Below are 26542 nucleotides of genomic sequence, written 5' to 3'. Positions count from 1 at the left end.
TTCTCCTAGTGAGGAATTAGGCTGAAATTAAGCCTGAATACCGGTGATTTTGATCTCGGTGAACCACTGGCGGTGGCCCATACGCTTCATGTGGTGCTTACGGCGACGGAACTTGATGATGCGGACTTTATCGTGACGACCTTGGGAGATCACTTCAGCCTTGACGGTTGCGCCAGCAACAACAGGTGCGCCGATGTTCACGTCGTCGCCGTTGGCGACCAACAGAACGCGGTCAAAAGTCACGGATTCGCCAGTAGCGACTTCCAGTTTTTCGATCTTCAGGTATTCACCTTCAGCGACCTTGTATTGCTTACCGCCGGTAACGATTACTGCGTACATGGTATTTCTCCGATAATCCTGCTCACCCAGCTCTTTATAAGAAGAGGTATTGGCTGGCATGGCTGCATGGGGCTGGAACGGCCCAAGTGCAATTGCGTAAGGCAGGTGCTGCCCAGGAAGTTCAGGGTGCGCGATTGTACGCAAGGCTCAATGGCCTTGCAAGTGCCGTTCAGGCCACGTCGGACAACGCTGCCAGCCCTGGCGCCGGGGACCTAACCCCCTGAAACCAGGGTTTAATGGCAGCACGCGACTATACCCCAGTGTTTTACCCTGACAAATTACAGCCCGTCGGGGTTTTAGCCGTGCGGGACCGCGCCTTGACACCCGCGGACGTGGGTCCTAGCATGCCGCGCAACCCTTCTGGAGCACCTGTCGCTGATGCAACCCCAAGCTTTCTACCGCGCGGTGGCGGACGATTTTAGCGCCGTCGACGGCATCATCAAGAAACAGCTGACCTCCCGAGTTCCGCTGGTTTCCAAAATCGGCGATTACATCACCTCGGCCGGAGGCAAGCGCCTGCGTCCTTTATTGGTGCTGCTGTGCGGCAAGGCCCTGGGCCGCGAAGGCGACGACCTGCGCCTGCTGGCCGCCACCATCGAATTCCTGCACACCGCCACTCTGCTGCATGACGACGTGGTCGACATGTCCGGCATGCGCCGTGGCCGCTCAACCGCCAACGCCATGTGGGGCAACGCTCCCAGCGTACTGGTGGGCGACTTCCTGTACTCGCGCTCGTTCGAAATGATGGTCGAGCTCGGCTCGATGCCGGTCATGCGCATCCTGTCCCAGGCCACCCGGATCATCGCTGAAGGCGAAGTCCTGCAGCTCTCCAAGGTGCGTGACGCCAGCACCACCGAAGAAACCTACATGGAAGTCATCCGCGGCAAGACCGCGATGCTCTTCGAAGCCTCGACCCACAGCTCCGCCGCACTGGCCGGCGCCACCGAGGAACAGGCCGAGGCCCTGCGCACCTTTGGCGACCATCTGGGCGTGGCCTTCCAACTGGTGGACGACCTGCTGGACTACCGCGGCGATGCCGAGACCCTGGGCAAGAACGTCGGTGACGATCTGGCAGAAGGCAAGCCGACGCTGCCGCTGATCTACACCATGCGCGAAGGCACACCGGAACAGGCAGCCCTGGTTCGCCAGGCGATCCAGAAAGGCGGCATCGAAGATCTGGAAAGCATCCGTGCCGCCGTCGAGGCCTCGGGCTCCCTGGACTACACCGCACAACTGGCCCGCGATTACGTTGCGCGCGCCATCACTTGCCTGGAAGCCCTGCCACCGAGCGAGTACCGCGATGCCCTGGTGGAACTGAGCGAATTCGCCGTCGCCCGCACCCACTAAACAGCCCGGCTCCTGCTCATCACAGGAGCCGGCTCGTTGCTCTGCCCCCCCCTTCATCCCCTCTCGCCCACAAAACCCTATACAATGTGCGCTTTTTAGCCATCCTGACTTTGAGGAGCTTAAGTGAGCACTTTGCCACCCTGCCCAAAATGCAATTCCGAATACACCTACGAGGACGGCACCCAGCTGATCTGCCCTGAGTGCGCCCACGAGTGGTCCGCCAGCGGTGAAGCCGAAGCCGTATCCGATGAAGCCGTGAAGAAAGATTCGGTGGGCAACGTGCTGCAAGACGGCGACACCATTACCGTGATCAAGGACCTCAAGGTCAAGGGCACCTCGCTGGTGGTCAAGGTCGGCACCAAGGTCAAGAACATCCGCCTGTGCGATGGCGACCATGACATCGACTGCAAGATCGACGGTATCGGCCCGATGAAACTCAAGTCCGAGTTCGTCCGCAAGGTCTGAATCCACCCCCTCTCGCGCCCGCCGCGAGAGGGTCCCCCCCTACGCCCCTCCCCGCTCGGTCAACCCGCAACCTTGCTAGCAGAAAGCCAGTCGATTTGATCGAAAACAATTTCTGCACAGAAAAAAGCAGAAACCGCCAATAGGCACTTGCTATTCATTGAATAAGAATTATTCTCATTGAACCCCATTCAAGGAGATGACGACCATGACTTATTTGATTGATGCCTGGCTGGACCGCCCACACCCTTACCTGCGAATCCTGCATCGGGAAACCGGGGAAGTCTGTGCGGTACTGGAAGAGGAAGCCCTGAACGAGCTGCAGGACCAGGGAGATCTGGACCTGAACGGCCTGAGCTCCAGCGAACCGCTGGTACTCAAGGAATTGGTGCGCAACCTGTTTTTGTTCTGCTACGCCAGAGCCTTGCGGCCGACCGGTACCGATGGTCAAAGCCTGAGCGCAAAAATCCGTCTATGAAACCTAAGCCGATCAAGGGGCCAGCTTGCCGGCGATGAGCAGACCGCGAGTGCGCAGCCTTCATCGCCAGCAAGCTGGCTCCTACAGGGGTTACAGAACGTCCAGCAGCTCGACGTCGAACACCAGGACGCTGTGCGGCGGGATGCTGCCCACGCCTTGTGCGCCGTAAGCCAGTTCGCTCGGCACGTACAGACGCCATTTGCTACCGGCGTTCATCAATTGCAGCGCTTCGGTCCAGCCAGCGATCACGCCGCCAACCGGGAATTCGGCAGGCTGGCCGCGCTCGTAGGAGCTGTCGAACACAGTGCCGTCGATCAGGGTGCCGTGGTAGTGAGTGCGAACGCTGTCTTCACGGGATGGCTTGGCGCCTTCGCCCTGGGTCAGCACTTCGAACTGCAGGCCGGAAGCCAGGGTGGTGATGCCTTCACGCTTGGCGTTTTCCGCCAGGAATGCCAGACCGGCACCGGCAGCCGCCTCAGCCTTGGCAGCGGCTTCAGCCTGCATGATTTCGCGGATGACTTTGAAGCTGGCAGACATTTCTTCCTGACCCACACGGCTTGGCTTACCGGCGAAAGCGTCGGTCAGACCGGCCAGGATTGCATCCAGGCTCACGCCCGGTGGCGGGTTGTCACGCAGTTGGTCGCCCAGCTGACGGCCGATGCCGTAGCTGACGCGGGTTTCGTCGGTGGACAGATTTACTTCGGACATGACACTGCTCCGCTGTGCGGACGGCTCGGGAAAGGCCGTGGAAACACAGCACCTTCCGGAGCGCCCGGAACCAAAAGGGCGAGCAGACTAGCACAGAAGTCCGGCGACAATCAGCGCAACCCCGGCGCTACCAGCCGGAGTGCAGGGTGATTGGCACCTTGAGGCTTTCCTCGGCGCTGGCAGACAACCCGCACATCTCGTCATGCACCGAGGTGTGGATCAGGTTGAACGGCAGCTTGGGAAACGACTGCAGCACTTCACGGGCATGCTCCACCGAACGCAGATGAAACATCTGCCCATGGGCATCGCTCAACGGGTATGCAGCCCCGTGCATGCGCGCCTCAAGCAGGTAGATTCCGCCTTCCAGCGAAATCAGGTTCAACTCATCGACTTTTCCGGCAATGGCGTAGGCATTCATTTCCTGCAGGTTCATGAGCGCACCTCGTGCAATTGAAAGCCATGACCCCTACAGGCATATGCCCCGCCCGGAAAAAGCACAAGCCACAAACAACGCCGCCCGTCCGTTTCGCAACGGCCGGGCGGCAGGTGTCCGGTGGGCAGGGGGCGGTCAGTGCTTGGTCAGCTTGTCCAGGTACCCCATGGCAAATGCCGAGATCACGAAGGTCATGTGGATCACCACGTACCACAGCAGGTACTCGGTGGGGGTGTTCTTGGCGTCCATGAACACCCGCAGCAGGTGGATCGAGGAGATCGCGACGATGGACGCCGCCACTTTCATCTTCAGCGACGAAGAATCCATCTTGCCCAGCCAGCTGAGCTTTTCCTTGTCCTCATCGATGTCCAGCTGCGACACGAAATTTTCGTAGCCGGAAATCATCACCATCACCAGCAGGCCACCCACCAGCGCCATGTCGATCAGCGACAGCAGCACCAGGATCAGGTCGGACTCGGCCATGGAGAACACATTGGGAATAACGTGGAAGACTTCCTGGAAAAACTTCAATGCCAGTGCCAGCAGGCCCAGGGACAATCCGAAGTAGATCGGCGCCAGCAGCCAGCGTGAGGCATACATTGCATTTTCGATAAAACGTTCCATTGAATCTCGTACCCGGTGTAAAAGCGGCGGCGAGTATATCAGCGCGCCAAAAGCCCATAAACCACAGACGATCCCCTGCCCCACGGGTTTTTCCAAACGTTTTTTCTGCTAGTGTCGAAGCCATTGCCACCGCCCACCGACACTGGACAGGAAGACTGGAAAATGGATTTGCGATTGCCTTTGGCCAGCTTCGGCCTTGGTCTGGCGCTGCTGATCAGCGGCGGCTGTTCACCCAGCGACGAAAAGAAGCAGGCCAGCCTCGAAGAGAGGACCGCACAGTTTGAAAAATCCCTGGACGCCATCCAGGACCCCAAGCTCAAGGACGCCATCGCCGACCTCGGCGGCTCACTGCTGCTGCTCGAGCGTGCGCAGATCAAGCTCGACAGCAAGCCGATCGAAACCGAATACGGTGACGACAGCCTGGCCCTGCTCAAGCACTACCCCACGGCCCAGGCGCTGGTGGACACCTACGTCAATGGCCTGTTCGTGCTGCGCAAGCCCTCCAGCTCGGACTACCTGACCGACCTGCAGCCGGTGTTCCCCTTCAGCTTCAACATGCCCGCGCAGTTCCCCTTTCCCCATGGCCTGGAGTGGCAGTCCGTCACCCTGAGCAACAAGAAGGTCATCCCCTTTCAGCCCGAATGGTCGGAAACCGACCCGGGGATTCAACTCAGCCCGTCCAGTTCCAACCTGACCAACCCGGATGACCTGACCGTGACCTATCCCTTCATCGAGGGCCTGGAAGTGGACAACAAGAACCAGCCGCAGCCGGTCTCGCTGCAGGGCAAGCTGGAAGTGATAGCTCCCGGCCGCACCCTGACCTTCGAACTGACCCGGGCCGACATCGGCAAGCCACGCCAGGACGGCAACATCAGCCTGACCTTGCTGGCGCTGGAAAAGAATGTCGCCGAGATCGAACTGAGCAATAACGCCGCCCTGCCTGAGGAAGCCGACGACGCCTCCCTCAACCCCTTGCTGGCGCAGGCTCGGGACAGCAGCGGGCAAATCCTCTCTCGGGCGGGCTCGATCAATGAGAGCGCCCAGCAGGTCGCCTTTTACCGCCAGCAACTGGCCGAGATGCAGAAGCAGAAGAGCTGGAGCGAGGCCTTCGAGAAGCAACTGGAGGATGAGCAGAAAGCCTTCGACCAGCAGCACACCCAGCATTACGCCAAGGTGTACTTCAACGGCCAGATCGACAAGCTGGAGGTCGCCGTACTCGACTTTGCTCAGGCCAGCGTGACCCGCAAGGACCTCGACCTGCCGGTACACCGCTTCGATCGGCTCACCACCGACAAGAACATCCAGCCACTGCCGATGCCGGTGGTGGTCTATGACGATCAGGCCGCCAGCTACCTCAAGGGCGCGGAGCTTGATGAGGATTCATTGAAAAAGTCCGTGACCATCAGCCAATCGGTGGAAGATGCCAGTGCAGCACGCATTGAGTTCAGCCATCCGCGGACCTTCAACGACGAACTGCTGGGCTCGGAGTTCAATGCCGGCGACACCCCGCTGACCTTCTTCACTCAGGACGACAAGGGCCAGCGTGGCGAACCGATCGAACTGCCGGACGAGGCCTTTGAAATCGACCCCATGCGTGGCGTCATCACCTATGACCTGAACCTGTTCCCTGAAACCCCGGCCTATGCCGTCGGCTCTATCCCGCTGTTTCTCGCCAACATCGAGAAAAAGACCATCAGTGCCCAGCAACTGCCCAAGGGCCTGGAGCTCAAGGGCAATGCCCTGATAGTCGATCAGAAGCTCTTTCCCGCGGATGCCTGGCGCTTCTACGCCAAGGACGACAGTGGCCAGTACCTGAAGGAGATCCTTGCCGTCAGCCACGGCGCCTCGAACAACGGGCCCGCGCTGTTCGACGTGCATTACTTCTACGGCCAGCCCAGCCAACTGGAAAGCTACGAGCGCAGCGAACTCAATGCCGTCGAATACGGCTTCGAGGTCAAACTCGACAAAGCCGAGCCGACACCACCCTAGCCATCAATGTTCGGGATGGAACTGGAAATCCCCGGCGTGACGCCCCCGCTCACCGTTGATCTGCCGCAGTTGGGCCTGCAGATGCAGGCACCATATCTGCGGATCGTCGGCCAGTTGGTAACCGTGGGTAGTCAGGCTTTCAACGATCGAATCGAGGATCGATTCGGCCACCACAGGTCCGCAGAACGGCCCCTGGGACTTGATCGCCGAGGGTTGTTCACCGGCCATTCCGGCGGCGAAGAGAAGGGTCCACATACCGTTGTCCCCCGCCAAAGGGCGAACAATGCATTCGATACGGGTAACCAGGCCAAGGCATTGGCGAGTAAGGCAAAGGTTGCGCGACATGGCGGCGACCCTCGGTAGATCCACTATTCAGCCTTCAACGCAAGGCTGTTTCGATCCAGCGACGACTGTCGTTCTCCTTGCCCTGAGAATAGAAGAAAAGCCTGATAAACAAAGTTGACCGATCCAACAGGCGCCGAATGGTCTATTTTGAAAAATTGGCGTCAGCGGCCTGGCGCCGATGGCGAGGGAACACTCCCCTCGCCATCGAACAGCATCACGCCGGCTTGGTATCGGCCAACGCCTCCTGGGCCTGTTCCTTCTCGGCCTCCTTCAGGTCGTCTTCGCTGATCATCTCGGCAATCACCCGCAGCCGCTCCACCACACGCGCATTGACGCTGCCCTCGGGGAACTGCCCTTCGGCATCCGGCTCGCCAGCCGGCTCGCCCACCAGGAGGCTCAGGGCCTCATCGGCCTGGCGCACCGCATACACATGGAACTGCCCGGCTCGCACCGCCTGCAAGACCTTCTCGTCGAGCATCAGTGTGGCGACGTTGGCCTGGGGAATGATTGCCCCCTGCTCCCCGGTCAGGCCACGGGCCTCGCACAGACGGAAGAAGCCCTCGATCTTCTCGTTGACCCCGCCGACCGCCTGCACCTCACCAAACTGGTTGATCGAGCCGGTAATGGCGAAGCACTGCTTGAGCGGGGTTTTGGAGAGCGCCGAAATCAGCGTGCAGGCCTCGCCCAGCGAAGCACTGTCACCGTCCACATAGCCATAGGACTGCTCCAGGGCGATGCTCGCGGAAATCGCCAGGGGGAACTCCTGGGCGTAACGGCTGCCCAGGTAACCCGTGAGGATCATCACCCCCTTGGAGTGGATCGGCTGGCCGAGATTGACCTCGCGCTCGATGTCGACGATACCGCTGCCGCCGGGGTAGACCGTGGCCGAGATCCGCGCCGGCACGCCAAAGGCCGAGTCCCCGACCTCCAGCACCGTCAGGCCGTTGCACTTGCCTACCGCGGCACCATCGGTGTCGATGAGGATGATGCCCGCCAGCATGTCGTCGAGAATCCGCGCCGACACCCGCCCGGTACGCGTGGCCTTGGCCTTCAGCGCGCGCTCGATATGCCCGGCGTCGGTCATTTCATCCGAAGCCAGGTGCCGGATGAAATCGGCTTCGCTGACCAATTGGAACAGATCACCGATACGCGCCGACAAGCGTCCCTGATGCTCCGCCAGGCGCGCACTGTAGGTGGCCAGCCGCGCCACGGCGTCGGCGGTCAGTGGCGCCATGCCCTCTTCCGAGGTGCGGGTTTTCAGCAACTGGGCGAACTGCTCCAGGCTTTCATCCACCATCGGAATGTCTTCGTCGAAATCCACCAGTACCCGGAACATCTCCTGGAAGTCCGGATCCAGGTCCTGCAGCGTGTAATACAACTGGCGGGCGCCAATGATGATGACCTTGACCTGCAGCGGAATCACCTGCGGCGTCAGGGTCACAGTGGCCAGGCGGCCCATCTCGCCCAGTGGCGACTCCATCTTCAGCTTGCGCGATTGCAGGGCACGCTTGAGCGCGTCCCAGACAAAGGGTTCGCTGAGCATCTTCTCGGCTTCCAGAATCAGGAAACCGCCATTGGCCCGGTGCAAGGCGCCAGGGCGCAACTGCCGGTAGGTGGTGTAGAGCGCCCCCTGGTCGGTGCTGTACTCGATGCGCCCGAACAGGTTGTCGTAGGTCGGATGAGGCTCGAATACCACCGGGGCACCACCGCTGGCCGGGTGACCGACCACCAGGCTCGGGCAGTACTGTTCTTCCAGCAGCTTGCGCGCCACGGCGTCGGTCTTGCTGTCGTCCACCAGTTGTTCGACCACGGTCTTCAACAGATAGACCTGCATGGCCTGCAGGTAACCGCAGACCGCGGCGTTTTCCGCGTACTTCTCGGACAGCGGCGCGAGCAAGGGCTGCAGGGCCAGGGTGATGGTTTCTTCATTGAGCTGGCGCAACTGGTTGCTCGACTCGCGCTTCCATTGCGGCAGGCTCGCCAGTTCTTCGTTGAGGCGCTCCTCCAGGGCGGAAATGTCCTCGTGGAAGCGTTCTCGATCGGCCTCGGGCAACTGGGCAAACTCAGCCTCGTCCAGGGCCTTGCCTTCGAACATCGGGGTAAAGGCGATGTTGCTGCTGTCGCGGTACAGCGCCACGTCCTTTTCCAGGGCCAGGCGCTCGATCACATCCAGGGCGCGGTCATAGCGCTGGTTGAAGGCGCGATCGATGGCGCTCTTCTTCTGCTGGTACGAAGGGTGCTCGAAGACCGCCGGAAAGGTGGCCAGCAGGTTATCGATCAGGCCGTTGATGTCGCTGATGAAACTGCCCGCGGCCCCCGCTGGCAGCTCCAGTGCCCGGGGTTCCCGGGGCTCGTCGAAGTTGTTGACATAGACCCAGTCCGACGGGGTCTGCAGGCGCTTGCCTTCGGCCTTCAGATAGCGTTTGACGAAAGAGAAGCGGCCGGTGCCCGGCTCGCCCATGACAAAGACGTTGTAGCCGGGGCGCGGCATGGCCACGCCAAACTGCAAGGCTTCGACCGCACGTTCCTGGCCTAGCACACCGCGGAAGGGCTCCAGATCATTGGTTGTGGAGAAGCTGAACTGTTCAGCAGAGAAAGGACGGGTCAGCGCTTCAGGCGCAAGACGCAGGCTGGCAGCAACAGGATCAGGCATCGGGCTTCCTTACATCAGGCGGGGCAGATGGCGGCATTCTGGCGCCGGGTATGCCCGGCTGGCAAGGCGCGCCTCAGCGGAAAGCATAGCCAAGCCGCAGGCCACGACCCGCACCAAGTAAAACCAGCTGTTTCAGGTATTGTTTTGTAAATAGTTACGGAACCTGAGGAACCTGCCTAAACTCCAAACTGCGCGGCTGGATAGATAACCGGCCCACTGGCGCCCACACGGGCCAGTCTCCCTGTCCATTGGTATGCACACAAAGAGAACAACGCTATGAAACGGATTCTTCTCGGTACTCTTTTCACCGCTGTATCCCTCAACGCCATGGCCCAGGCGCCAGGCGGCCCGGATTGCGGCTGGGGCAACATGCTGTTCGAAGGCCAGCGCGGCACTCCGGCGCACTTCCTCGCATCCACCACCAACGGCACCTCAGGCAACGCCACTTTCGGCATGACCTCCGGTACCAACGGCTGCTCGACCAATGCCTCGCTGACCTATGGCGGCAAGTCCTGGTTCGCCATGAACGGCATGATGAACGAGCTCTCCGAAGACATGGCCAAGGGTCAAGGCGAAGCCCTGACCACCTACGCCGTGGTACTCGGTGTAGCCCCTGAGGATCGCGCGCACTTTGCCGCGGTTACCCACGAGCACTTCCAACAGATCTTCAGCAAGGCTGACGTGACCGCGGAAGATGTGCACACCAATACCCTGGCCGTGTTGAAAAACGACGCGCGCCTGGCCAAGTACGCAACCCCAGCTTAAGCTCGCCCCACCCGCTCCTCGCGAGGAGCGGGTTTTATTTTCCGGACCTTGCCCACCTTGGGTCTTTGTATTTCCGACTTAAGTTGCCCAACATGCTCAAACGCCTTGCCTACCTGGCGCTCTGTGTCTGCGCCCCGCTGTATGCCGCGCCTCACATCGACCCTCAACGTTTGCAGCAACTGGCCAATGACCCCTTCTGGATATCCATAGGTCACTACGAGACTGCCAAGCTCGGCGGCTGGCGCAGTTATGTCAGCGACCCGAAATTCTTCCTCGCTGCCGACGGTGCCCACCATCCCGACGCTGAGCTGGCCGCGACCCTGAACGCCCTCTACGCTCCCGCCGATGCGGGTGACCAGCATGCCCAGTGCGTCTACCCGTCCCGCACCCGCTGGCTCAAGGCGCAACTGGGCCTGAATGACTTGCCTGCGGTGGAGTGCGCCGAGTTCAAGCAATGGTTCAAGGATGTCTCGCCCCACAGCACGGTGATGATCTTTCCCGCGGCCTACCTGAACAGCCCCTCGTCGATGTTCGGCCACACCCTCCTGCGCATCGATCAGGCGGACGTACAGAGCAACAACACCGCGCTGCTCAGCTACGCAATCAACTTCGGGGCCTATATCGAGGGCTCGGACAACAGCATTCTCTACGCCTGGAAAGGCCTGATGGGCGGCTATCCGGGGCTGTTCGCTCTAGTGCCCTACCAAGAGAAGCTCTCGGAATACCGCAGCCTGGAAAACCGCGACCTGTGGGAATACCGCCTGAACCTGACCCAGGCCGAAACCGAACGCATGGTGGAGCATGTCTGGGAACTCAAGCAGATCAAGTTCGACTACTTCTTCTTCGATGAAAACTGCTCCTACCGGCTGCTGGAACTGCTGCAAGTGGCGCGCCCCAGCCTGCGCCTGACCGAACAGTTCCCGCTGACGGCGATCCCTACCGATACGGTCAAGGCAGTCAAGGACGCCGGGCTGGTGGAACGCATCGACTATCGCCCGTCCCGGGAGCGGGAGCTGCTGAGCCGCGCCCAGCCCCTGGACCCGGAAGAACAGCAATGGGTGCTCAAGGTCAGCGCTGACCAGAAGCAATTGCAGGCCCCTGAGCTGAAGGCTCTACCCCGGGATCGCCAGGCCTTGATCGTGGATGCCGCCTACCGCCTTGAACGCTACCGGGCCAACGGCCTGGAACGAGATGCGCAGCGCTCGCAACGCAGTTTCGAACTGCTGCGGGCAATCAACCAGAACCCGGCACCGGAGCTGCAGATCCAGCGCCCCGGCCTGCCGGAAGACGGCCACCAGTCGCGCACCTGGCAGCTGGGAGTCGGCACCCGGGACGACAAGGCCTTCGCCGAGTACGGCCTGCGCATGGCCTATCACGACCTCAACGACAACGCCGAAGGCTTCCCGCTGGGGGCGCAGATCGAGATCCTGCAGATGAAGCTGCGCCAGTACGAAGGCAACCACTGGCAGTTGCAACAGTTGGACCTGGCGACCATCCGTTCCCTGACCCCACGCAACGACCTGCTGCAACCCTGGTCCTGGCAGGTCACCGGCGGCCTGGAGCGAGTACCGGGCAAACACGACGACGAGACCCTGGTCAGCCACGTCAACGGCGGGGCCGGCGGCACCTGGCAGTTGGGCGAGGACACCCTGGGCTTTGTCCTGGGCACGGTGCGAGTCGAGCACAACGCCGACTTTGCCGGTTTCATCGCCCCGGCAGCGGGCTTCAACTCCGGGCTGCTGTGGAAAAACCCGCTGGGCAACTTCAGCCTTGAGGCCAAGGGCGACTACTTCACCAATGGCGAGGTACGCCGCAGCCTGAGCCTCAACCAGCAGTGGGAGCTGTCGCGCAACCTGGGCCTGCGCCTGAGCGCACAGCGGGAGTTCAGCCAACTGGCGACTCCGGTCAACGAGGTCATGCTCGAACTCAAGTGGTATCACTACTAAAGGCAGCCAGAGGCCGCTCTCAAGGGCCCTGGAAGGTGCTGCGAACCTTGTCGCAGCCTGCACCAGCGGCCACGGATAAATGGGTTGATCACCCGGCTTTCACGGCTTGCTGACAAACGCCCTTCTAGACTTCACGCAGAGGAAGCCTGGGAGACGAAAATGTGGCGGTACGGGTGGGCAGCGCTGTTGCTGGCGCTAGTCGGTGGCTGTGAATCAACCCATGAGCATCTGCTGGCGCAGGGCTATCCGCCGGCCTTTGCCGATGGCTTCGATGCCGGCTGCGTCAGCGGCCGCCAGGCGGCAGGCTCCATGAGCGGAGAGTTTCGCAAGGACGTACCGCGCTACCTCAAGGACGCGCAATATGCCGAAGGCTGGAACGATGGTTTCCGCCAATGCCAGGCCATGTTGGAGAACCAGGACCGCAACGAGTATCGAGAGCGGCACTGGGACGAGCGCGAGCGAGCCTGGCAGCAGGAAAAGGACCGCGATGCGGCCCGGGCCTATCGTTCGCCGTAGGTCGCTTTCAGGTAACCGCCCAGGTGAAAAGCCTGCAACCATGGTCCACCCGCCTCCCTTCAAGGAGAAAACCGTGAGCCGCGCTTTCGTCAATGAAGATCAAGCCGCCCAGACCGAGCAGCCGGTGGAGCGCCAGATCAGCGCCCAACCCAATTACGTCACGCCCCAGGGCCTTGCCGAATTGCAGGCCAGGGTTGCCCTGCTGCACAGCCAGCACAGCGAGCAAAACGACCTGGGGGATGACGCCGACAAGCAGCGAATGGCCGAGCTTGAGCGCGACCTGCGCTATTTCACCCAGCGCCTGCACAGCGCCCAAGTGGTGACGACGGCCACTTCAACCGACAAGGTGCAGATCGGCAGCCGAGTGACCTTCGCCGATGAACAGGATCGCCAGCAAAGCGTGCAATTGGTGGGGGAGGATCAAGCGGATGCGGCCAAGGGGCTGATCAACTGGGCCTCGCCCCTGGGTCGTGCCCTACTGGGAGCACAACCGGGGGACGAAGTCCTGTGGCAAAGGCCGGCGGGCAATCAGTTGATCGAGATCATCCGCATCGAACCGGCCTGAGACGGTTCAGACCACGCCCTGGGCCAGCATGGCATCGGCGACCTTGACGAAGCCGGCGATGTTCGCGCCCTTCACGTAGTTGATCCGGCCATTCTCTTCGCCATAGTGCACGCAAGCGTGGTGGATCGACTGCATGATGTTGTGCAGCTTGCTGTCCACTTCACCGGCGGTCCACAGCAGGCGCATGGCGTTCTGCGACATTTCCAGGCCACTCACCGCCACGCCACCGGCGTTGGACGCCTTGCCCGGGGCGAAGAGGATGCCCGCGTCGATAAAGATATCCACAGCCTCCAGAGTGGTCGGCATGTTGGCACCTTCGGCGACACAGGTGCAGTCGTTGCGCAGCAGGGTACGGGCCGCCTCGGCGTCCAGTTCATTCTGCGTGGCGCAGGGCAAGGCGATATCGCACGGCAGGTCCCACGGAGTCTTGCCGGCGCGGAACTCCAGGCCGAACTGGCTCGCCAGCTCGCTGATACGCCCACGCTGCACGTTCTTGAGTTCCAGTACCGCCAGCCACTGCTCTTCGCTCAGGCCCGACTCGCAATACAGGGTGCCTTCGGAATCGGACAGGGAGATCACCTTGCCACCCAGGTCCATGACCTTGCGCGCCGCATACTGGGCCACGTTGCCGGAGCCGGAGATGGCCACGCGCTTGCCTTCGACCCGATCACCGCGGCGCTTGAGCATTTCCTCGGCGAAGTACACGCAGCCAAAGCCCGTGGCCTCGGGGCGGATCAGGCTGCCACCGTAGCTGATGCCCTTGCCGGTCAGCACCGACGTGAACTGGTTGCTCAGGCGTTTGTACTGGCCAAAGAGGAAACCGATTTCCCGGGCACCCACGCCGATGTCACCGGCCGGGACGTCAACGTCGGCACCGATATGCCGGTACAACTCGCTCATGAAGGCCTGGCAGAAGCGCATCACCTCGGCGTCGCTCTTGCCCTTGGGATTGAAGTCCGAACCGCCCTTGCCGCCGCCCATGGGCAGGGAGGTCAGGGAGTTCTTGAAGGTCTGCTCGAAGGCGAGGAATTTCAGCACGCCCATGTTGACCGAGGGATGGAAGCGCAGGCCGCCCTTGTACGGGCCGATGGCACTGTTCATCTGGATGCGGAAGCCGCGGTTGACCCGGACCTTGCCCTGATCGTCGACCCACGACACGCGAAAGACCACCGCGCGTTCAGGCTCGCAGATCCGCTCGAGAATACCGGAGCTCAGGTAGTGCGGATTGGCTTCGAGAAACGGCCAGAGGCTGCGCAGGACCTCTTCCACCGCCTGATGGAATTCAGGCTGGTCCGGGTCGCGTTTTTTCAGGCGGGCGAGGAAGTCTTCGACGGATTCGATCATGGGAAGTCTCGGCAAATTTATTGTCGTTAAGAAGAGATTTGCCCGGGACTTTATCAATTCAATCCGCACCGCGACAGCGCAAAATGTCGCAGATATGAATTTAAATGGTGCAATAAATATAAATAGCCCGGTTTTACAGGTATTTTACGCACCGAATTGGTGACAAAAATTGACTGTTTTGCACTCACTTTGAACGTTGAGTCACGCCCCCAAATTAACCGCCGTGGTTTCTGCCAGGCATAAAAAAACGGAGCCCGAAGGCCCCGTTTTTTCAAGCAGCTAACCGATCAGGCCAGCTTCTTGTGCCGTACCCGGTGCGGTTGCGCCGCGGCTTCGCCCAGGCGTTTCTTGCGATCGGCTTCGTACTCGGTGTAGTTGCCTTCGAAGAACACCGCTTGGGAGTCGTCTTCGTACGCCAGGATGTGAGTGGCCACCCGGTCCAGGAACCACCGATCGTGGGAAATCACAATGGCGGCGCCCGGGAAGTCCAGCAGGGCTTCTTCCAGGGAGCGCAGGGTTTCAACGTCGAGGTCGTTGGAAGGTTCGTCGAGCAGCAGGACGTTGCCACCCTCCTTCAGGGTCAGGGCCAGGTGCAGGCGGCCGCGCTCACCACCGGACAGGTCCTTGACGAACTTCTGCTGGTCGCCGCCCTTGAAGTTGAAACGGCCGACGTAGGTACGCGACGGGATCTCGTAGTTGCCGATGCGGATCTGGTCGGAGCCGTCGGAGATCTGCTGGAACACGGTCTTGCTGCCGTCCAGGTCCTCACGGCTCTGATCCACGCAGGCAAGCTGCACGGTTTCACCGATCTCGATGCTGCCCGAATCCGGGGTTTCCTTGCCCATGAGCATGCGGAACAGGGTCGATTTACCGGCACCGTTACCGCCGATCACGCCGACAATGGCGCCCTTGGGCATGGAGAACGACAGGTTGTCGATCAGCACGCGATCGCCGTAGCCCTTGGTGACGTTCTTGAATTCGATGACCTTGTCACCCAGGCGCGGGCCGGCCGGGATGTAGATCTCGTTGGTTTCGCTGCGCTTCTGGAATTCCTGGGACTGCATTTCCTCGAAGCGTTGCAGACGGGCCTTGGATTTCGACTGGCGGGCCTTGGCGCCTTTGCGCACCCACTCCAGCTCTTCCTTCATGGCCTTTTCATGGGCCGACTGCTGCTTGGATTCCTGGGCCAGACGGTCGGACTTGGCTTCCAGCCAACCGGAGTAGTTGCCCTCGTAAGGAATGCCGGCGCCGCGGTCGAGTTCCAGAATCCAGCCGGCAACGTTGTCCAGGAAGTAACGGTCGTGCGTGATCGCAACCACGGTGCCCGGGAAGTCGTGGAGGAAGTGCTCCAGCCAGGCGACGGAGTCGGCGTCCAGGTGGTTGGTGGGTTCGTCGAGCAGCAGCATGTCAGGGGCCGACAGCAGCAGGCGGCACAGGGCCACACGACGCTTTTCACCACCGGACAGGTGCTCGACCTTGGCGTCCCAGGCCGGCAGGCGCAGGGCGTCGGCGGCCACTTCCAGCTGGCGCTCCAGGTTGTGGCCGTCGCTGGCCTGCAGGATGGCTTCCAGCTTGGCCTGCTCGGCGGCCAGCTTGTCGAAGTCGGCATCCGGCTCGGCATAGGCGGCGTAGACCTCGTCCAGGCGCGCCTGGGCGTCCTTGATCACGCTGACCGCTTCCTCGACCACTTCACGCACGGTCTTGGCCGGGTCCAGCTGGGGTTCCTGGGGCAGGTAACCGATGTTCAGGTCCGGCATCGGGCGGGCTTCGCCCTCGAACTCGGTGTCGACGCCGGCCATGATCTTCAGCAGCGTGGACTTGCCCGAACCGTTGAGGCCCAGCACGCCGATCTTGGCGCCAGGGAAAAAGGACAGGGAGATGTTTTTCAGGATTTCCCGCTTCGGCGGAACAACCTTGCCCAGCCGATGCATGGTGAAGACGTATTGAGCCATGGTGAACCTAGCGTCAGTGACAGATGAATAGAACGGGCCGGGCCCGGGCCAGGCCATGCGCTGCGCCGGCATTGACCATGATCAATACCGACGGGCGGAAAAAGCCTGATTGTCTGGAGCTGGAACGCTCCCGCGTAACCGGCAAAACTACCTCAATGCACGATCCAGGTCCAGCCAGGCGGGACTGGCACTTTGCCACAACTCAAGGCATGCTAGCCGCCCTTCGGGCGTCCGGCTTATAGTGCACGTCGCGCCAGCCCAGCCAAACCGCAGGATCACAGCTTGTTCAACGTCACTTCGCCAAAGCCCGCGCGCGCCGCTGCCCCCGGGCCGGCCTATCCTATGCGTGGCACACTCAAAGGCGCACTGGCGACGCTGGTGCTGTTGCTGCTGGCCCTGTTGTTCTGGCAGTTGCTCGATCAACTGCAACAGACCCGCCAGGACCAGCGTCAGCATGCCATCGACTACAGCGCCGACCTGGCCGACCACCTGAGCCTGAACCTGGCGCTCAACGCCCAGATCGCCCTCAATCTGCTGCCCATCATCGAAGCACCGCAAGACAGCCAGCAGCAACAGCAACTGCTTCAGAAACTCCAGCGCTCGCTGCCGGACGTACGCAGCTTTGCCCTGCTGGACAGCAAGGGGCAAATCCTCAGCGACAGCGCCACCGATAGCCAGGACGCCCTGTGGCTCGCCGAGCTGGTCCAGCGCAGCCGTGCCCAACGCTACTACTACAGCAACCCCGCCGATGGCTCGGTGGTGCATGTCCTGCTGCACCAGTCCAGCGGCGGGAGCCGCGGCTACTGGGTCCTGCGCCTGGCTCCAAGCTTTCTGCAGACCCTGGTGCGGCAAAGCGAAGAGGGCTTCAAGCCCACCTGGGTGATCGAGAACCGCCTCAGCCACCAGGTGATCAAGCGCGATGAGCGCAGCACTTCGACCCCAGGCATGCTGGATCCCGACGAAATGGCCAGCAGCGTACTGCTGGTGCCCCTGAGCAACAGCGACTGGCAACTGCGCGGCCTGTTCGACCAGCGGGCCGTGCTCGAGGCGCTGCTGCCGGCCTTCATTGGCAAGTGCCTGCTGGGCCTGGCCTTCTCCCTGCTGCCGGTGATCGCCCTGCTGAACATGCGCCGGCGCCAGCGCCAACTGCACGAAGGCCGGCGGCGCTATCAGGACATTTTCGAAGGCACCGGCGTGGCCTTGTGCGTCATGGATATCTCCGGGCTTCCAGGGTTGCTCGACAAGCACAACCTGCACAACAGCGACCAACTCAAGCGCTGGCAGGCCAGCGATCCTGGCCACCGCCTGCAACTGCTCAGTGAATTGCGCATCACCGAGGTCAACCAGGTTGCCCTGCGCCTGCTCAACGTCGAATCCAGCGAGCAGGCCTGGCAACTGCTGATCGAAGGCAGCCCGAAGAACGGCAACGCCATCGGCAGCCAGTTGCTCGAAGCCGTGATCAACCAGCAGAAACAGCTGGAACTGGAGATCAAGCTCAGCGACGCCCAGGGCAACGACCAGCATCTGTGGCTGGTCCTGCGCCTGCCCGAGGCCATCGCGGACTACAGCGCGGTGATCCTCAGCATCAGCGACATCACCAGCCGCAAGCTGATCGAACTTTCACTGCTGGAGCGCGAAGGTTTCTGGTCGGACGTGGTGCGCACCGTGCCCGATCACCTGTACGTACAGGATGTGATCAGCCAGCGGATGATCTTCAGCAACCACCATCTGGGCCAGACCCTGGGCTACAACAAGACCGAGCTGCACCAGATGGGCGAGTACTTCTGGGAAATCCTCCTGCACCCGGAAGACGCCGACCTGTACCACCGCCTGCGCCAGGAGCAGCGGCACTCGGCCTATGCCCAATTGCTGCAATGCCAGTTGCGTTTCCGCCACCGCAGCGGCCAGTGGCGGCGCTTCGAGATCCGCGAGCAGGCCCTGGCCCGGGACCGCTACGACCAGGTGACGCGGATCATCGGCGTAGCCAAGGACATCACCGACCAGATCGAGGCCAGCGAGTCCCTGCGTGACAGCGAGCAGCGCTACCGCATGCTCGCCGAAAGCATCAGCGACGTGATCTTCTCCACCGACAGCAAGCTTTCGCTGAACTACGTCAGCCCTTCGGTGCACGCGGTGCTCGGCTACGACGTGGAGTGGATCTTCCAGAACGGCTGGCAGTCGACCATAGCCAACCCGCAGCAGCTGAGCGGCATCTACACCCTCATGGACCGGGTCAGCAAGGCCCTGGACAAACCCGAGCAACTGGCGCAATTGCGCAGCCAGGTGCAGACCCAGCTGTTCCTGTTCGACTGCCTGCGGGCCGATGGCCGCAAGATCCCCATCGAACTGCGCCTGGTACTGGTGTGGGACGAGCATGGCGCCTTCGAGGGCGTGCTCGGGGTCGGCCGCGACATCAGCCAGCAGCGCCGAGCGGAAAAGGACCTGCGCATGGCGGCCACGGTATTCGAGCACTCGACCTCGGCGATCCTGATCACCGACCCCGCCGGCTATATCGTCCAGGCCAACGAGGCGTTCAGCCGGGTCAGCGGCTACGCGGTGTCCCAGGTGCTCGACCAGTTGCCGAACATGCTCACCGTGGACGACCAGCAGGAAGCCCACCTGCGCTATGTACTCAAGCAACTGAACCAGCACAGCACCTGGGAAGGCGAAGTCTGGCTCAAGCGCCGCAATGGCGAGCACTACCCGGCGTGGGTCGGGATCACCGCAGTGCTCGACGATGAAGGCGACCTGGCCAGCTACGTGTGCTTCTTCAGCGACATCAGCGAACGCAAGGCCAGTGAACAGCGCATCCACCGCCTGGCCTACTACGACGCCCTGACCCACCTGCCCAACCGCACTCTGTTCCAGGACCGCCTGCACACCGCCCTGCAATCGGCAGAACGACAGAAGTCCTGGGTGGTGCTGATGTTCCTCGATCTGGACCGCTTCAAGCCGATCAACGACTCCCTGGGCCATGCCGCCGGCGATCGCATGCTCAAGGAAATGGCCACGCGCCTACTGGGCTGCGTCGATGACGACGACACCGTGGCACGCATGGGCGGCGACGAATTCACCCTGCTCCTGCAGCCGCGCTCCAGCCGCGAGATGGCCCTGAACCGGGCGATCCATGTGGCCGAGCAGATTCTCGCCAGCCTGGTCAAACCCTTCGTCCTCGAAGGCCGCGAGTTCTTTGTTACCGCCAGTATCGGCATCGCCCTGAGCCCCCAGGATGGAAACGAGCTGAGCCAGTTGATGAAGAACGCCGACACCGCGATGTACCACGCCAAGGAACGCGGCAAGAACAACTTCCAGTTCTACCAGGCGGACATGAACGCCAGCGCCCTGGAGCGCCTGGAACTGGAAAGCGACCTGCGCCACGCCCTGGAGCAGAAAGAATTCGTGCTTTATTACCAACCGCAGTTCAGCGGCGACGGCAAGCGCCTGACCGGCGCCGAGGCGCTACTGCGCTGGCGCCACCCGCGTCGCGGCCTGGTACCGCCAGGGGACTTCATTCCGGTGCTCGAAGAACTGGGGCTGGTGGTGGATGTGGGCGACTGGGTGATCAGTGAAGCCTGCCGCCAGCTCAAGTCCTGGCACCAGGCCAAGGTGCGGGTGCCGAAGGTTTCGGTGAACATCTCCGCCCGGCAGTTCTCCGACGGCCAGCTGGGCATGCGCATCGCCACCATCCTCAAGGACACCGGCCTGCCACCGGCGTGCCTGGAGCTGGAACTGACCGAAAGTATCCTGATGCGCGAAGTCAGCGAGGCGATGCAGATTCTCGATGGCCTGAAGAACCTCGGCCTGAGCATCGCGGTGGACGACTTCGGCACCGGCTACTCATCGCTGAACTACCTCAAGCAGTTCCCCATCGACGTGCTGAAGATCGACCGCACCTTCGTCGACGGCCTGCCGTCCGGCGAGCAGGATGCGCAGATCGCCCGCGCCATCATCGCCATGGCCCACAGCCTGAACCTGGCGGTGATCGCCGAAGGCGTGGAAACCCACGAACAGCTGGAGTTCCTGCGCGAACATGGCTGCGACGAGGTCCAGGGCTACCTGTTCGGCCGGCCGATGCCGGCCAACCGCTTCGAGGCGCAGTTCAGCAACGACGCCCTGTTCATGTTCGACTAACATCCCCTGCTTGCGTAATTGCCGGCTTGCCGGCGAAGGCGGTCTCAGGGGCCTCTTCGCTGGCAAGCCAGCTCCTGCACGAGCCCGTACCCAAGTGAAGGCCACTTGTCTGCGACATGATGTCCTTTCATATGCCATCTAAAACCCATTGGGTTAGAATGCCTCCCTTTTCTGCCCCCGATCCTTGAGGACCGCCATGTTCAGCCGTGATTTGACTATTGCCAAGTACGACGCCGATCTCTTTGCCGCCATGGAGCAAGAAGCTCAGCGCCAGGAAGAGCACATTGAGCTGATCGCTTCGGAAAACTACACCAGCCCAGCGGTGATGGAAGCTCAAGGCTCGGTACTGACCAACAAGTACGCCGAAGGTTACCCGGGCAAGCGTTACTACGGCGGCTGCGAATACGTCGACGTGGTTGAACAGCTGGCCATCGACCGCGCCAAGGAGCTGTTCGGCGCCGACTACGCCAACGTCCAGCCACACGCCGGTTCCCAGGCCAACGCCGCGGTCTACCTGGCCCTGCTGCAAGGCGGCGACACCATCCTGGGCATGAGCCTGGCCCACGGCGGTCACCTGACCCACGGCGCCGCGGTGTCCTCCTCCGGCAAGCTGTACAACGCTATCCAGTACGGCATCGACGCCAACGGCCTGATCGACTACGACGAAGTCGAGCGCCTGGCCGTCGAGCACAAGCCGAAAATGATCGTGGCCGGTTTCTCTGCCTACTCGCAGATCCTCGACTTCCCGCGCTTTCGCGATATCGCCGACAAGGTCGGGGCCTACCTGTTCGTCGACATGGCCCACGTGGCCGGTCTGGTCGCCGCTGGCGTCTACCCGAACCCGGTGCCATTCGCTGACGTCGTGACCACCACCACCCACAAGACCCTGCGCGGTCCACGTGGCGGCCTGATCCTGGCTCGCGCCAACGCCGACATCGAGAAGAAGCTCAACTCCGCCGTATTCCCTGGCGCCCAGGGCGGCCCACTGGAGCACGTGATCGCCGCCAAGGCCATCTGCTTCAAGGAAGCACTGCAGCCTGAGTTCAAGGCTTACCAGGAACAAGTGGTGAAGAACGCCCAGGCCATGGCCGAAGTGTTCATCGAGCGCGGTTTCGACGTGGTGTCCGGTGGTACCAAGAACCACCTGTTCCTGCTGTCGCTGATCAAGCAGGACATCTCCGGCAAGGACGCTGACGCCGCTCTGGGCAAAGCCTTCATCACCGTTAACAAGAACTCCGTGCCAAACGATCCACGCTCCCCGTTCGTCACCTCCGGCCTGCGCTTCGGTACTCCGGCCGTGACCACTCGTGGCTTCAAGGAAGCCGAGTGCAAGGAACTGGCCGGCTGGATCTGCGACATCCTGGCGGACCTGAACAACGAAGCGGTGATCGACGCCGTACGTGAGAAGGTCAAGGCCATCTGCAAGAAGCTGCCGGTATACGGCGCTTAATCAGCCCGCAGACCGCAACAGAAAAAGCCCGGCCCAGTGCCGGGCTTTTTTGTGCCCGCAGGGCCGTGGAGACAGGCGGTGAAAGGAGCCTGCGAGGTCTTGCGAACGCAGGATACCCGGGCGGCTGGTCCGGCCGATCGCAGCCTGCGACAACGGCTACAGTGGCCAGGGGAGGAAAAACCACTGGTCAGACCGGTAAAGCCAATCTGCACCCTCCCCCTTGTAAACCCATAAAACCCGAGCGTAGACTGCGCCTGCACTGGACATACCGGTAAGACCACAATAATTAAGTCCTCCATCCGTTGCGCGTCCCCCGCGCACGGCAGACAGGACACCGACCAGGATTCCCCCCATGCTCAGATGGTGCTCGCGTTCGATTTTCCTCCAGGTTGTCCTCGGACTGATGCTCGGCATCGTGTGCGGACTCACCCTCCCCGAATACTCCTCCCAGCTCAAACCCCTAGGCGATGGTTTCATCAAGCTGATCAAGATGTTGATCGGGCTGATCGTGTTCTGCGTGGTCGTCAGCGGCATCTCCGGTGCCGGCGACCTGAAGAAGGTCGGCCGCATCGGCCTCAAGTCGGTGATCTACTTCGAGATCCTCACCACCGTGGCCCTGGTGATCGGCCTGATCATGGCCTTCAGCACCGGCATCGGCAGCGGCGCCAACATCCATCTGGAGCAACTGTCCACCGCGGACATGGGCGACATCGCCCAGCGTGGCCAGCACATGCACACCACCACTCAGTTCCTCATGGACCTGATTCCCACCTCGGTGATCGGTGCCTTCGCCGAGAACAACATCCTCCAGGTACTGCTGTTCTCGGTGCTGTTCGGCAGCGCCCTTAACCTGGTGGGTGAAGCCGCCTCGGGCATCTCCCGGCTGATCAACGAACTGAGCCATGTGATCTTCCGCATCATGGGCATGATCGTGCGTCTGGCGCCCATCGGCGTGTTCGGTGCCATCGCCTTCACCACCAGCAAGTACGGCCTGGATTCGCTGCAGCACCTGGGCAGCCTGGTGGGGCTGTTCTACCTGACCTGCTTTGCCTTCGTCGCGGTGATCCTGGGCCTGGTGATGCGTTTGTCGGGCCTGCGCATGCTGCCCTTTCTCAAGTACCTGCGCGAAGAGTTGCTGATCGTCCTCGGCACCGCTTCCTCCGACGCGGTGCTGCCGCAGATCATGCGCAAGCTGGAACACCTGGGGATCGGCAGTTCCACCGTAGGCCTGGTGATTCCCACCGGCTACTCGTTCAACCTCGACGGCTTCTCCATCTACCTGACCCTGGCCATCGTCTTCATTGCCAACGCCACCGGCACTCCGCTGTCCATGTCGGACCTTTTGACCATTCTTCTGGTGTCGCTGATCACCTCCAAGGGCGCCCACGGCATCCCCGGCTCGGCGCTGGTGATCCTGGCGGCAACCCTGACTGCAATCCCGGCGATTCCGGTGGTGGGCCTGGTGCTGGTGCTGGCGGTGGACTGGTTCATGGGCATTGGCCGCGCCTTGACCAACCTGATCGGCAACTGCGTGGCCACCGTCGCCATCGCCCGCTGGGAAAAGGACATCGACGTGCAGCGGGCCAACAAGGTGCTCAGCGGCCAGCAGGGCTACACCTTCCAGGCCCGAAAACCGGTGACCGGCGCCCACCAGCAGGAATTTTGACCCGACCTTGTGCCTGTCATCGGCAGGCACAACACTCGGCGCGGCAACAGCGCGCTATTAATCGTTCATGGAGTCAACAGTGATCAGCTCGTCAACAGTGGTGAATTCAGTGGTAGAAAAGCTCCGGGCCGCCCTGGCCCGCGGCCAGTGGCGCTCCGGCGACATGCTGCCAGGGCAACGCGAATTGGCCGAGCAACTGGGCATCAGCCGCCCCAGCCTGCGCGAAGCGGTGATCGTCCTGGAGACCCTGGGCCTGGTGCGCTCCATGCCCGGCAAAGGCGTGGTGGTGCTGGACACCCCCCTGGACGAAGCGCAGGGCAGCGACAGTGCAGTGGCCGGGGCCAGCCTCGAAGACGTGCTGCAACTGCGCTACACCCTGGAGCCCTTCATCGTCGGCCTGGTGGCGCAATCCATCAGCAGCAAGGAAGTTGGCCAGTTGCGCCTGACCCTGATGGACATGCGCGAAGCCCTTGAAGCCGGCGACAGCGAAGCCGGGGTCAACGCCTACATCGCCTTCCACGAGGAACTGTTCACCCTGACCAGCAACCCGATCTTCCAGAACGTGGTGCAACAGACCAGCAATGCCCTCAAGCAAAGTGCACAGATCCTGCGCAATTCACCGGAGCACCTGGCCGAACGCCTGGAAGAAAACGAGGCGGTGGTACGGGCCATCCGCAACAAGAACAGCGCCCTGGCCAGCGCCGAGATGCGCCGGCACATCCTCCAGGAAGGCCAGCGCATGGGCATCGAACTGAATATCCCGGACGATCACCTGGGCAACAGCGCCCAGTAATCCCCCCGAGTCAGCAACCGGACTGGAGACAGGCCATGGTCAGCTACGCCCTGAAAAACAATCCCTTCACCCGGGTGGCCAGCCTGCCAAGGCGCCCTCGGGGCGAAAGGAAGCTGCTGGTGGATGATGTCTACCCGCAGATCTTCGACGCCATTCTCGAACAGCGCATCGCTCCCGGCAGCCGCTTCACCGAAGACAGCCTGGGGCAGGCCTTCGGCGTCAGCCGCAGCATAGTGCGCCAGGTCCTGGCGCGGCTTTCCCATCAGCAAGTGGTGATCCTGCGGCCCAATTACCGGCCCCAGGTGGCGGCGCCGGACCTGGAACAGACCCGGCAGATCCTGCATGCCCGGCGCCTGACGGAAATCACCCTGGTGCGCCTGGCCTGCCAGCAGCCCCGGCGCCAGTTGCAACCCTTGCGCGAGTTGATCGCCCAGGAGCGCGAGGCCATTGCCCGCGACCAGCGCGGGCCGGCTATCCGCCTGTCCGGGGAGTTCCATCTGCAACTGGCGGAAATCGCCGGCAACGGGCCCCTGGCACAGTTCCTCGGCAGCCTGGTGCCCCTGACCTCACTGGCCATCGCCCAGTTCGAGGGCCAGGCCCGCAACTACTGCTCCTGGCAGGAACACTCGAAGATCATCGATGCACTACAGGAGGCCGATGCCGAAAAGGCCGAAACCCTGATGAACCAGCACCTGGCGCACCTGGAGCAGCGCCTGCTGGGCGGCCTGTAGCCGCCATCAGCCCGCGAGCATCCGCTCGAACCCCTGCCGGATCTTCTCTTCCGGCAGATCGTCGGCAATGAACACCATCACGCTCTCGCGCACTTCGCCTTCGGCCCATTCGCTGTCCCAATCGAAGCCATAGAGCTTGAGCACGCCCTGGAACACCATGCGCCGGGGCTCGTCGATAACGCTCAGCACACCTTTGTAGCGCAGCAGTTGCTTGCCGTGGTCTTCCAGCAGCTCATTCATGAATTCGCTCAGGCGATCCAGGTCCAGGGCTTGCTCGGTGCGCAGCACCAGGCTGGAAATCCGGTCCACTGACGGCGCCTTGCTCACTGGCCGCAGGCTGAGGCCGCCCCCCAGGTCGGCATTGAGATTGAACCCCCGCACATCCAGCAGCTCGGCCAGGTCGATCTGGCCGTGCTCCACCAGGCGGATCGGTGCCCGGCGGTTGATCCGGGTCAGGCGCTGGCCGAGGGCTTCGAAAGTCGCCTCGTCCACCAGGTCACGCTTGCTCACCAGCAGCCGGTCGGCAAAACCGATCTGCGCCTGGGCAATGGTCTGGGTCAGGTGGAACTCGGCGTGCTTGGCGTCCACCAGGGTGATGATGCCGTCGAGGATATAGCGTTCGCGCAGTTCCTCATCGATGAAGAAGGTCTGTGCCACCGGCGCCGGATCGGCCAGCCCGGTGCACTCGATCACCAGCCGGTCAAAGGCGATCTCGCCGCTGTCCAGACGCTCCAGCAACAGGTACAGGGCCTTGGTCAGGTCGGTGTGGATAGTGCAGCAGACGCAGCCGTTGGACAGGGTCATGACCTGTACCGGCTGCTCGCCCAGCAACTGGGTGTCGATGCCGGCATCGCTGAATTCGTTCTCGATCACGGCGATCTTCAGGCCGTGCTCGGCCTTGAGCAGGTGGCGCAACAAAGTGGTCTTGCCGGCGCCAAGAAAACCGCTGAGCACGGTCACGGGAATAGGGTTGTGCAAAACAGGATCTCCCACGCATAAAAACGTAGAAGCCGGCTTGTCGGCGATGGCGTCCGAAGAACCGCTATCGCCGGCAAACCGGCTCCTACAGGGGTGTGGCTCAAACGCTGTGTTTCAACAGCACTTCGGACCGCCCTTACCGCCGTATCGCGCCTCCTGGCGTTCCCGGAAGAACGCCTCGTACGACATCACCGGCTTGTCCGGGTGCTTGGTTTGCATATGCTCGACATAGTTGTCGTAGTCGGGCATGCCGACCATCAGGCGCGCGGCCTGACCGAGGTATTTACCGAGGCGACTCAGGTCATTGAACATCGTTGCAATCCTCGA

The 26542-nt window shown here is 62.0% G+C and carries 23 protein-coding genes; 13 read left to right on the top strand and 10 right to left on the bottom strand.

Features of this window, described 5'->3' with window-relative positions:
- Nucleotides 1–27: 27 nt before the first annotated feature.
- Nucleotides 28–339 carry a 50S ribosomal protein L21 gene (gene rplU, locus M2395_RS29760; RefSeq protein ID WP_003228361.1) on the bottom strand — a complete coding sequence of 104 codons (312 nt, stop codon included), beginning with the start codon at nucleotides 337–339 and terminating at the stop codon, nucleotides 28–30.
- A gap of 378 nt (nucleotides 340–717) precedes the next feature.
- Between rplU and M2395_RS29755 the strand changes: the two genes are divergently transcribed.
- The 3 genes from M2395_RS29755 (at nucleotide 718) to M2395_RS29745 (ending at nucleotide 2626) form a co-directional block, all read left to right on the top strand.
- On the top strand, nucleotides 718–1686 hold the full coding sequence (locus tag M2395_RS29755; RefSeq protein ID WP_123431481.1) for a polyprenyl synthetase family protein: 969 nt from the start codon (nucleotides 718–720) through the stop codon (nucleotides 1684–1686).
- Between the two features lie 123 nt (nucleotides 1687–1809).
- Entirely contained in the window at nucleotides 1810–2151 is a 342-nt protein-coding gene (locus M2395_RS29750) for a zinc ribbon domain-containing protein YjdM (protein WP_011063557.1), read from the top strand.
- A gap of 205 nt (nucleotides 2152–2356) precedes the next feature.
- Complete coding sequence (locus tag M2395_RS29745; RefSeq protein WP_015637094.1) at nucleotides 2357–2626, top strand: hypothetical protein; 270 nt, start codon at nucleotides 2357–2359, stop codon at nucleotides 2624–2626.
- A 90-nt stretch (nucleotides 2627–2716) separates the two neighbouring features.
- Here the strand turns inward: M2395_RS29745 and M2395_RS29740 are convergent, their stop codons facing one another.
- From M2395_RS29740 to M2395_RS29730, 3 genes are all read right to left on the bottom strand, one after another.
- The gene (locus M2395_RS29740; RefSeq protein ID WP_007924751.1) at nucleotides 2717–3334 is read right to left on the bottom strand and encodes an FKBP-type peptidyl-prolyl cis-trans isomerase; all 618 of its coding nucleotides are present in this window, start codon (nucleotides 3332–3334) and stop codon (nucleotides 2717–2719) included.
- Nucleotides 3335–3461: 127 nt separating this feature from the next.
- Complete coding sequence (locus M2395_RS29735; protein WP_011063559.1) at nucleotides 3462–3767, bottom strand: DUF6482 family protein; 306 nt, start codon at nucleotides 3765–3767, stop codon at nucleotides 3462–3464.
- Between the two features lie 135 nt (nucleotides 3768–3902).
- Nucleotides 3903–4391, bottom strand: coding sequence for a TIGR00645 family protein (locus M2395_RS29730; RefSeq protein ID WP_015637095.1), 489 nt, complete (start codon nucleotides 4389–4391; stop codon nucleotides 3903–3905).
- A gap of 162 nt (nucleotides 4392–4553) precedes the next feature.
- Here M2395_RS29730 and M2395_RS29725 point away from each other — a divergent pair, with 162 nt between their 5' ends.
- The gene (locus M2395_RS29725; RefSeq protein WP_077934805.1) at nucleotides 4554–6380 is read left to right on the top strand and encodes a hypothetical protein; all 1827 of its coding nucleotides are present in this window, start codon (nucleotides 4554–4556) and stop codon (nucleotides 6378–6380) included.
- A gap of 3 nt (nucleotides 6381–6383) precedes the next feature.
- Here M2395_RS29725 and M2395_RS29720 read toward each other — a convergent pair whose 3' ends face one another.
- Nucleotides 6384–6725 carry a hypothetical protein gene (locus M2395_RS29720; protein ID WP_015637097.1) on the bottom strand — a complete coding sequence of 114 codons (342 nt, stop codon included), beginning with the start codon at nucleotides 6723–6725 and terminating at the stop codon, nucleotides 6384–6386.
- A gap of 214 nt (nucleotides 6726–6939) precedes the next feature.
- Nucleotides 6940–9378, bottom strand: a complete 2439-nt coding sequence (locus M2395_RS29715) for a Lon protease family protein (protein ID WP_015637098.1) — start codon at nucleotides 9376–9378, stop codon at nucleotides 6940–6942.
- Nucleotides 9379–9654: 276 nt separating this feature from the next.
- Here M2395_RS29715 and M2395_RS29710 point away from each other — a divergent pair, with 276 nt between their 5' ends.
- The 4 genes from M2395_RS29710 to M2395_RS29695 all read left to right on the top strand — a co-directional run bounded on the left by M2395_RS29710 (nucleotide 9655) and on the right by M2395_RS29695 (nucleotide 13170).
- Entirely contained in the window at nucleotides 9655–10143 is a 489-nt protein-coding gene (locus tag M2395_RS29710; RefSeq protein ID WP_011063564.1) for a DUF3015 domain-containing protein, read from the top strand.
- Nucleotides 10144–10235: 92 nt separating this feature from the next.
- Nucleotides 10236–12089, top strand: a complete 1854-nt coding sequence (locus M2395_RS29705; protein ID WP_026020072.1) for a DUF4105 domain-containing protein — start codon at nucleotides 10236–10238, stop codon at nucleotides 12087–12089.
- A gap of 159 nt (nucleotides 12090–12248) precedes the next feature.
- Nucleotides 12249–12605, top strand: coding sequence for a hypothetical protein (locus tag M2395_RS29700; protein ID WP_011063566.1), 357 nt, complete (start codon nucleotides 12249–12251; stop codon nucleotides 12603–12605).
- A gap of 73 nt (nucleotides 12606–12678) precedes the next feature.
- Nucleotides 12679–13170, top strand: a complete 492-nt coding sequence (locus tag M2395_RS29695) for a GreA/GreB family elongation factor (protein ID WP_041119949.1) — start codon at nucleotides 12679–12681, stop codon at nucleotides 13168–13170.
- A gap of 6 nt (nucleotides 13171–13176) precedes the next feature.
- Here M2395_RS29695 and gdhA read toward each other — a convergent pair whose 3' ends face one another.
- Both gdhA and ettA read right to left on the bottom strand, forming a co-directional pair.
- Nucleotides 13177–14514 (bottom strand): NADP-specific glutamate dehydrogenase, encoded by a 1338-nt coding sequence (gene gdhA, locus M2395_RS29690; RefSeq protein WP_015637102.1) that lies wholly within the window; start codon nucleotides 14512–14514, stop codon nucleotides 13177–13179.
- Nucleotides 14515–14801: 287 nt separating this feature from the next.
- The gene (ettA, locus tag M2395_RS29685; RefSeq protein WP_011063569.1) at nucleotides 14802–16466 is read right to left on the bottom strand and encodes an energy-dependent translational throttle protein EttA; all 1665 of its coding nucleotides are present in this window, start codon (nucleotides 16464–16466) and stop codon (nucleotides 14802–14804) included.
- Between the two features lie 282 nt (nucleotides 16467–16748).
- Between ettA and M2395_RS29680 the strand changes: the two genes are divergently transcribed.
- From M2395_RS29680 to M2395_RS29660, 5 genes are all read left to right on the top strand, one after another.
- Nucleotides 16749–20597 (top strand): bifunctional diguanylate cyclase/phosphodiesterase, encoded by a 3849-nt coding sequence (locus M2395_RS29680; RefSeq protein WP_405046106.1) that lies wholly within the window; start codon nucleotides 16749–16751, stop codon nucleotides 20595–20597.
- 196 nt (nucleotides 20598–20793) lie between these two features.
- Nucleotides 20794–22047, top strand: a complete 1254-nt coding sequence (gene glyA, locus M2395_RS29675) for a serine hydroxymethyltransferase (RefSeq protein WP_041119952.1) — start codon at nucleotides 20794–20796, stop codon at nucleotides 22045–22047.
- A 352-nt stretch (nucleotides 22048–22399) separates the two neighbouring features.
- Entirely contained in the window at nucleotides 22400–23713 is a 1314-nt protein-coding gene (locus M2395_RS29670) for a C4-dicarboxylate transporter DctA (protein WP_015637104.1), read from the top strand.
- 79 nt (nucleotides 23714–23792) lie between these two features.
- Nucleotides 23793–24506, top strand: a complete 714-nt coding sequence (locus M2395_RS29665; protein WP_041119954.1) for a FadR/GntR family transcriptional regulator — start codon at nucleotides 23793–23795, stop codon at nucleotides 24504–24506.
- 35 nt (nucleotides 24507–24541) lie between these two features.
- Nucleotides 24542–25237 (top strand): GntR family transcriptional regulator, encoded by a 696-nt coding sequence (locus tag M2395_RS29660; protein WP_011063574.1) that lies wholly within the window; start codon nucleotides 24542–24544, stop codon nucleotides 25235–25237.
- Nucleotides 25238–25243: 6 nt separating this feature from the next.
- Here M2395_RS29660 and yjiA read toward each other — a convergent pair whose 3' ends face one another.
- On the bottom strand, nucleotides 25244–26215 hold the full coding sequence (gene yjiA / locus M2395_RS29655) for a GTPase (RefSeq protein ID WP_019095101.1): 972 nt from the start codon (nucleotides 26213–26215) through the stop codon (nucleotides 25244–25246).
- A gap of 114 nt (nucleotides 26216–26329) precedes the next feature.
- Entirely contained in the window at nucleotides 26330–26527 is a 198-nt protein-coding gene (locus tag M2395_RS29650; protein WP_007937254.1) for a YbdD/YjiX family protein, read from the bottom strand.
- Nucleotides 26528–26542 lie beyond the last annotated feature (15 nt).

It is taken from the genome of Pseudomonas sp. BIGb0176 (genome assembly GCF_024810175.1).
In the GTDB taxonomy this organism is placed as follows: domain Bacteria; phylum Pseudomonadota; class Gammaproteobacteria; order Pseudomonadales; family Pseudomonadaceae; genus Aquipseudomonas; species Aquipseudomonas protegens.
The sequence above is the reverse complement of the archived record's forward strand: the minus strand, read 5'-3'. Positions and strand labels throughout refer to the sequence as shown.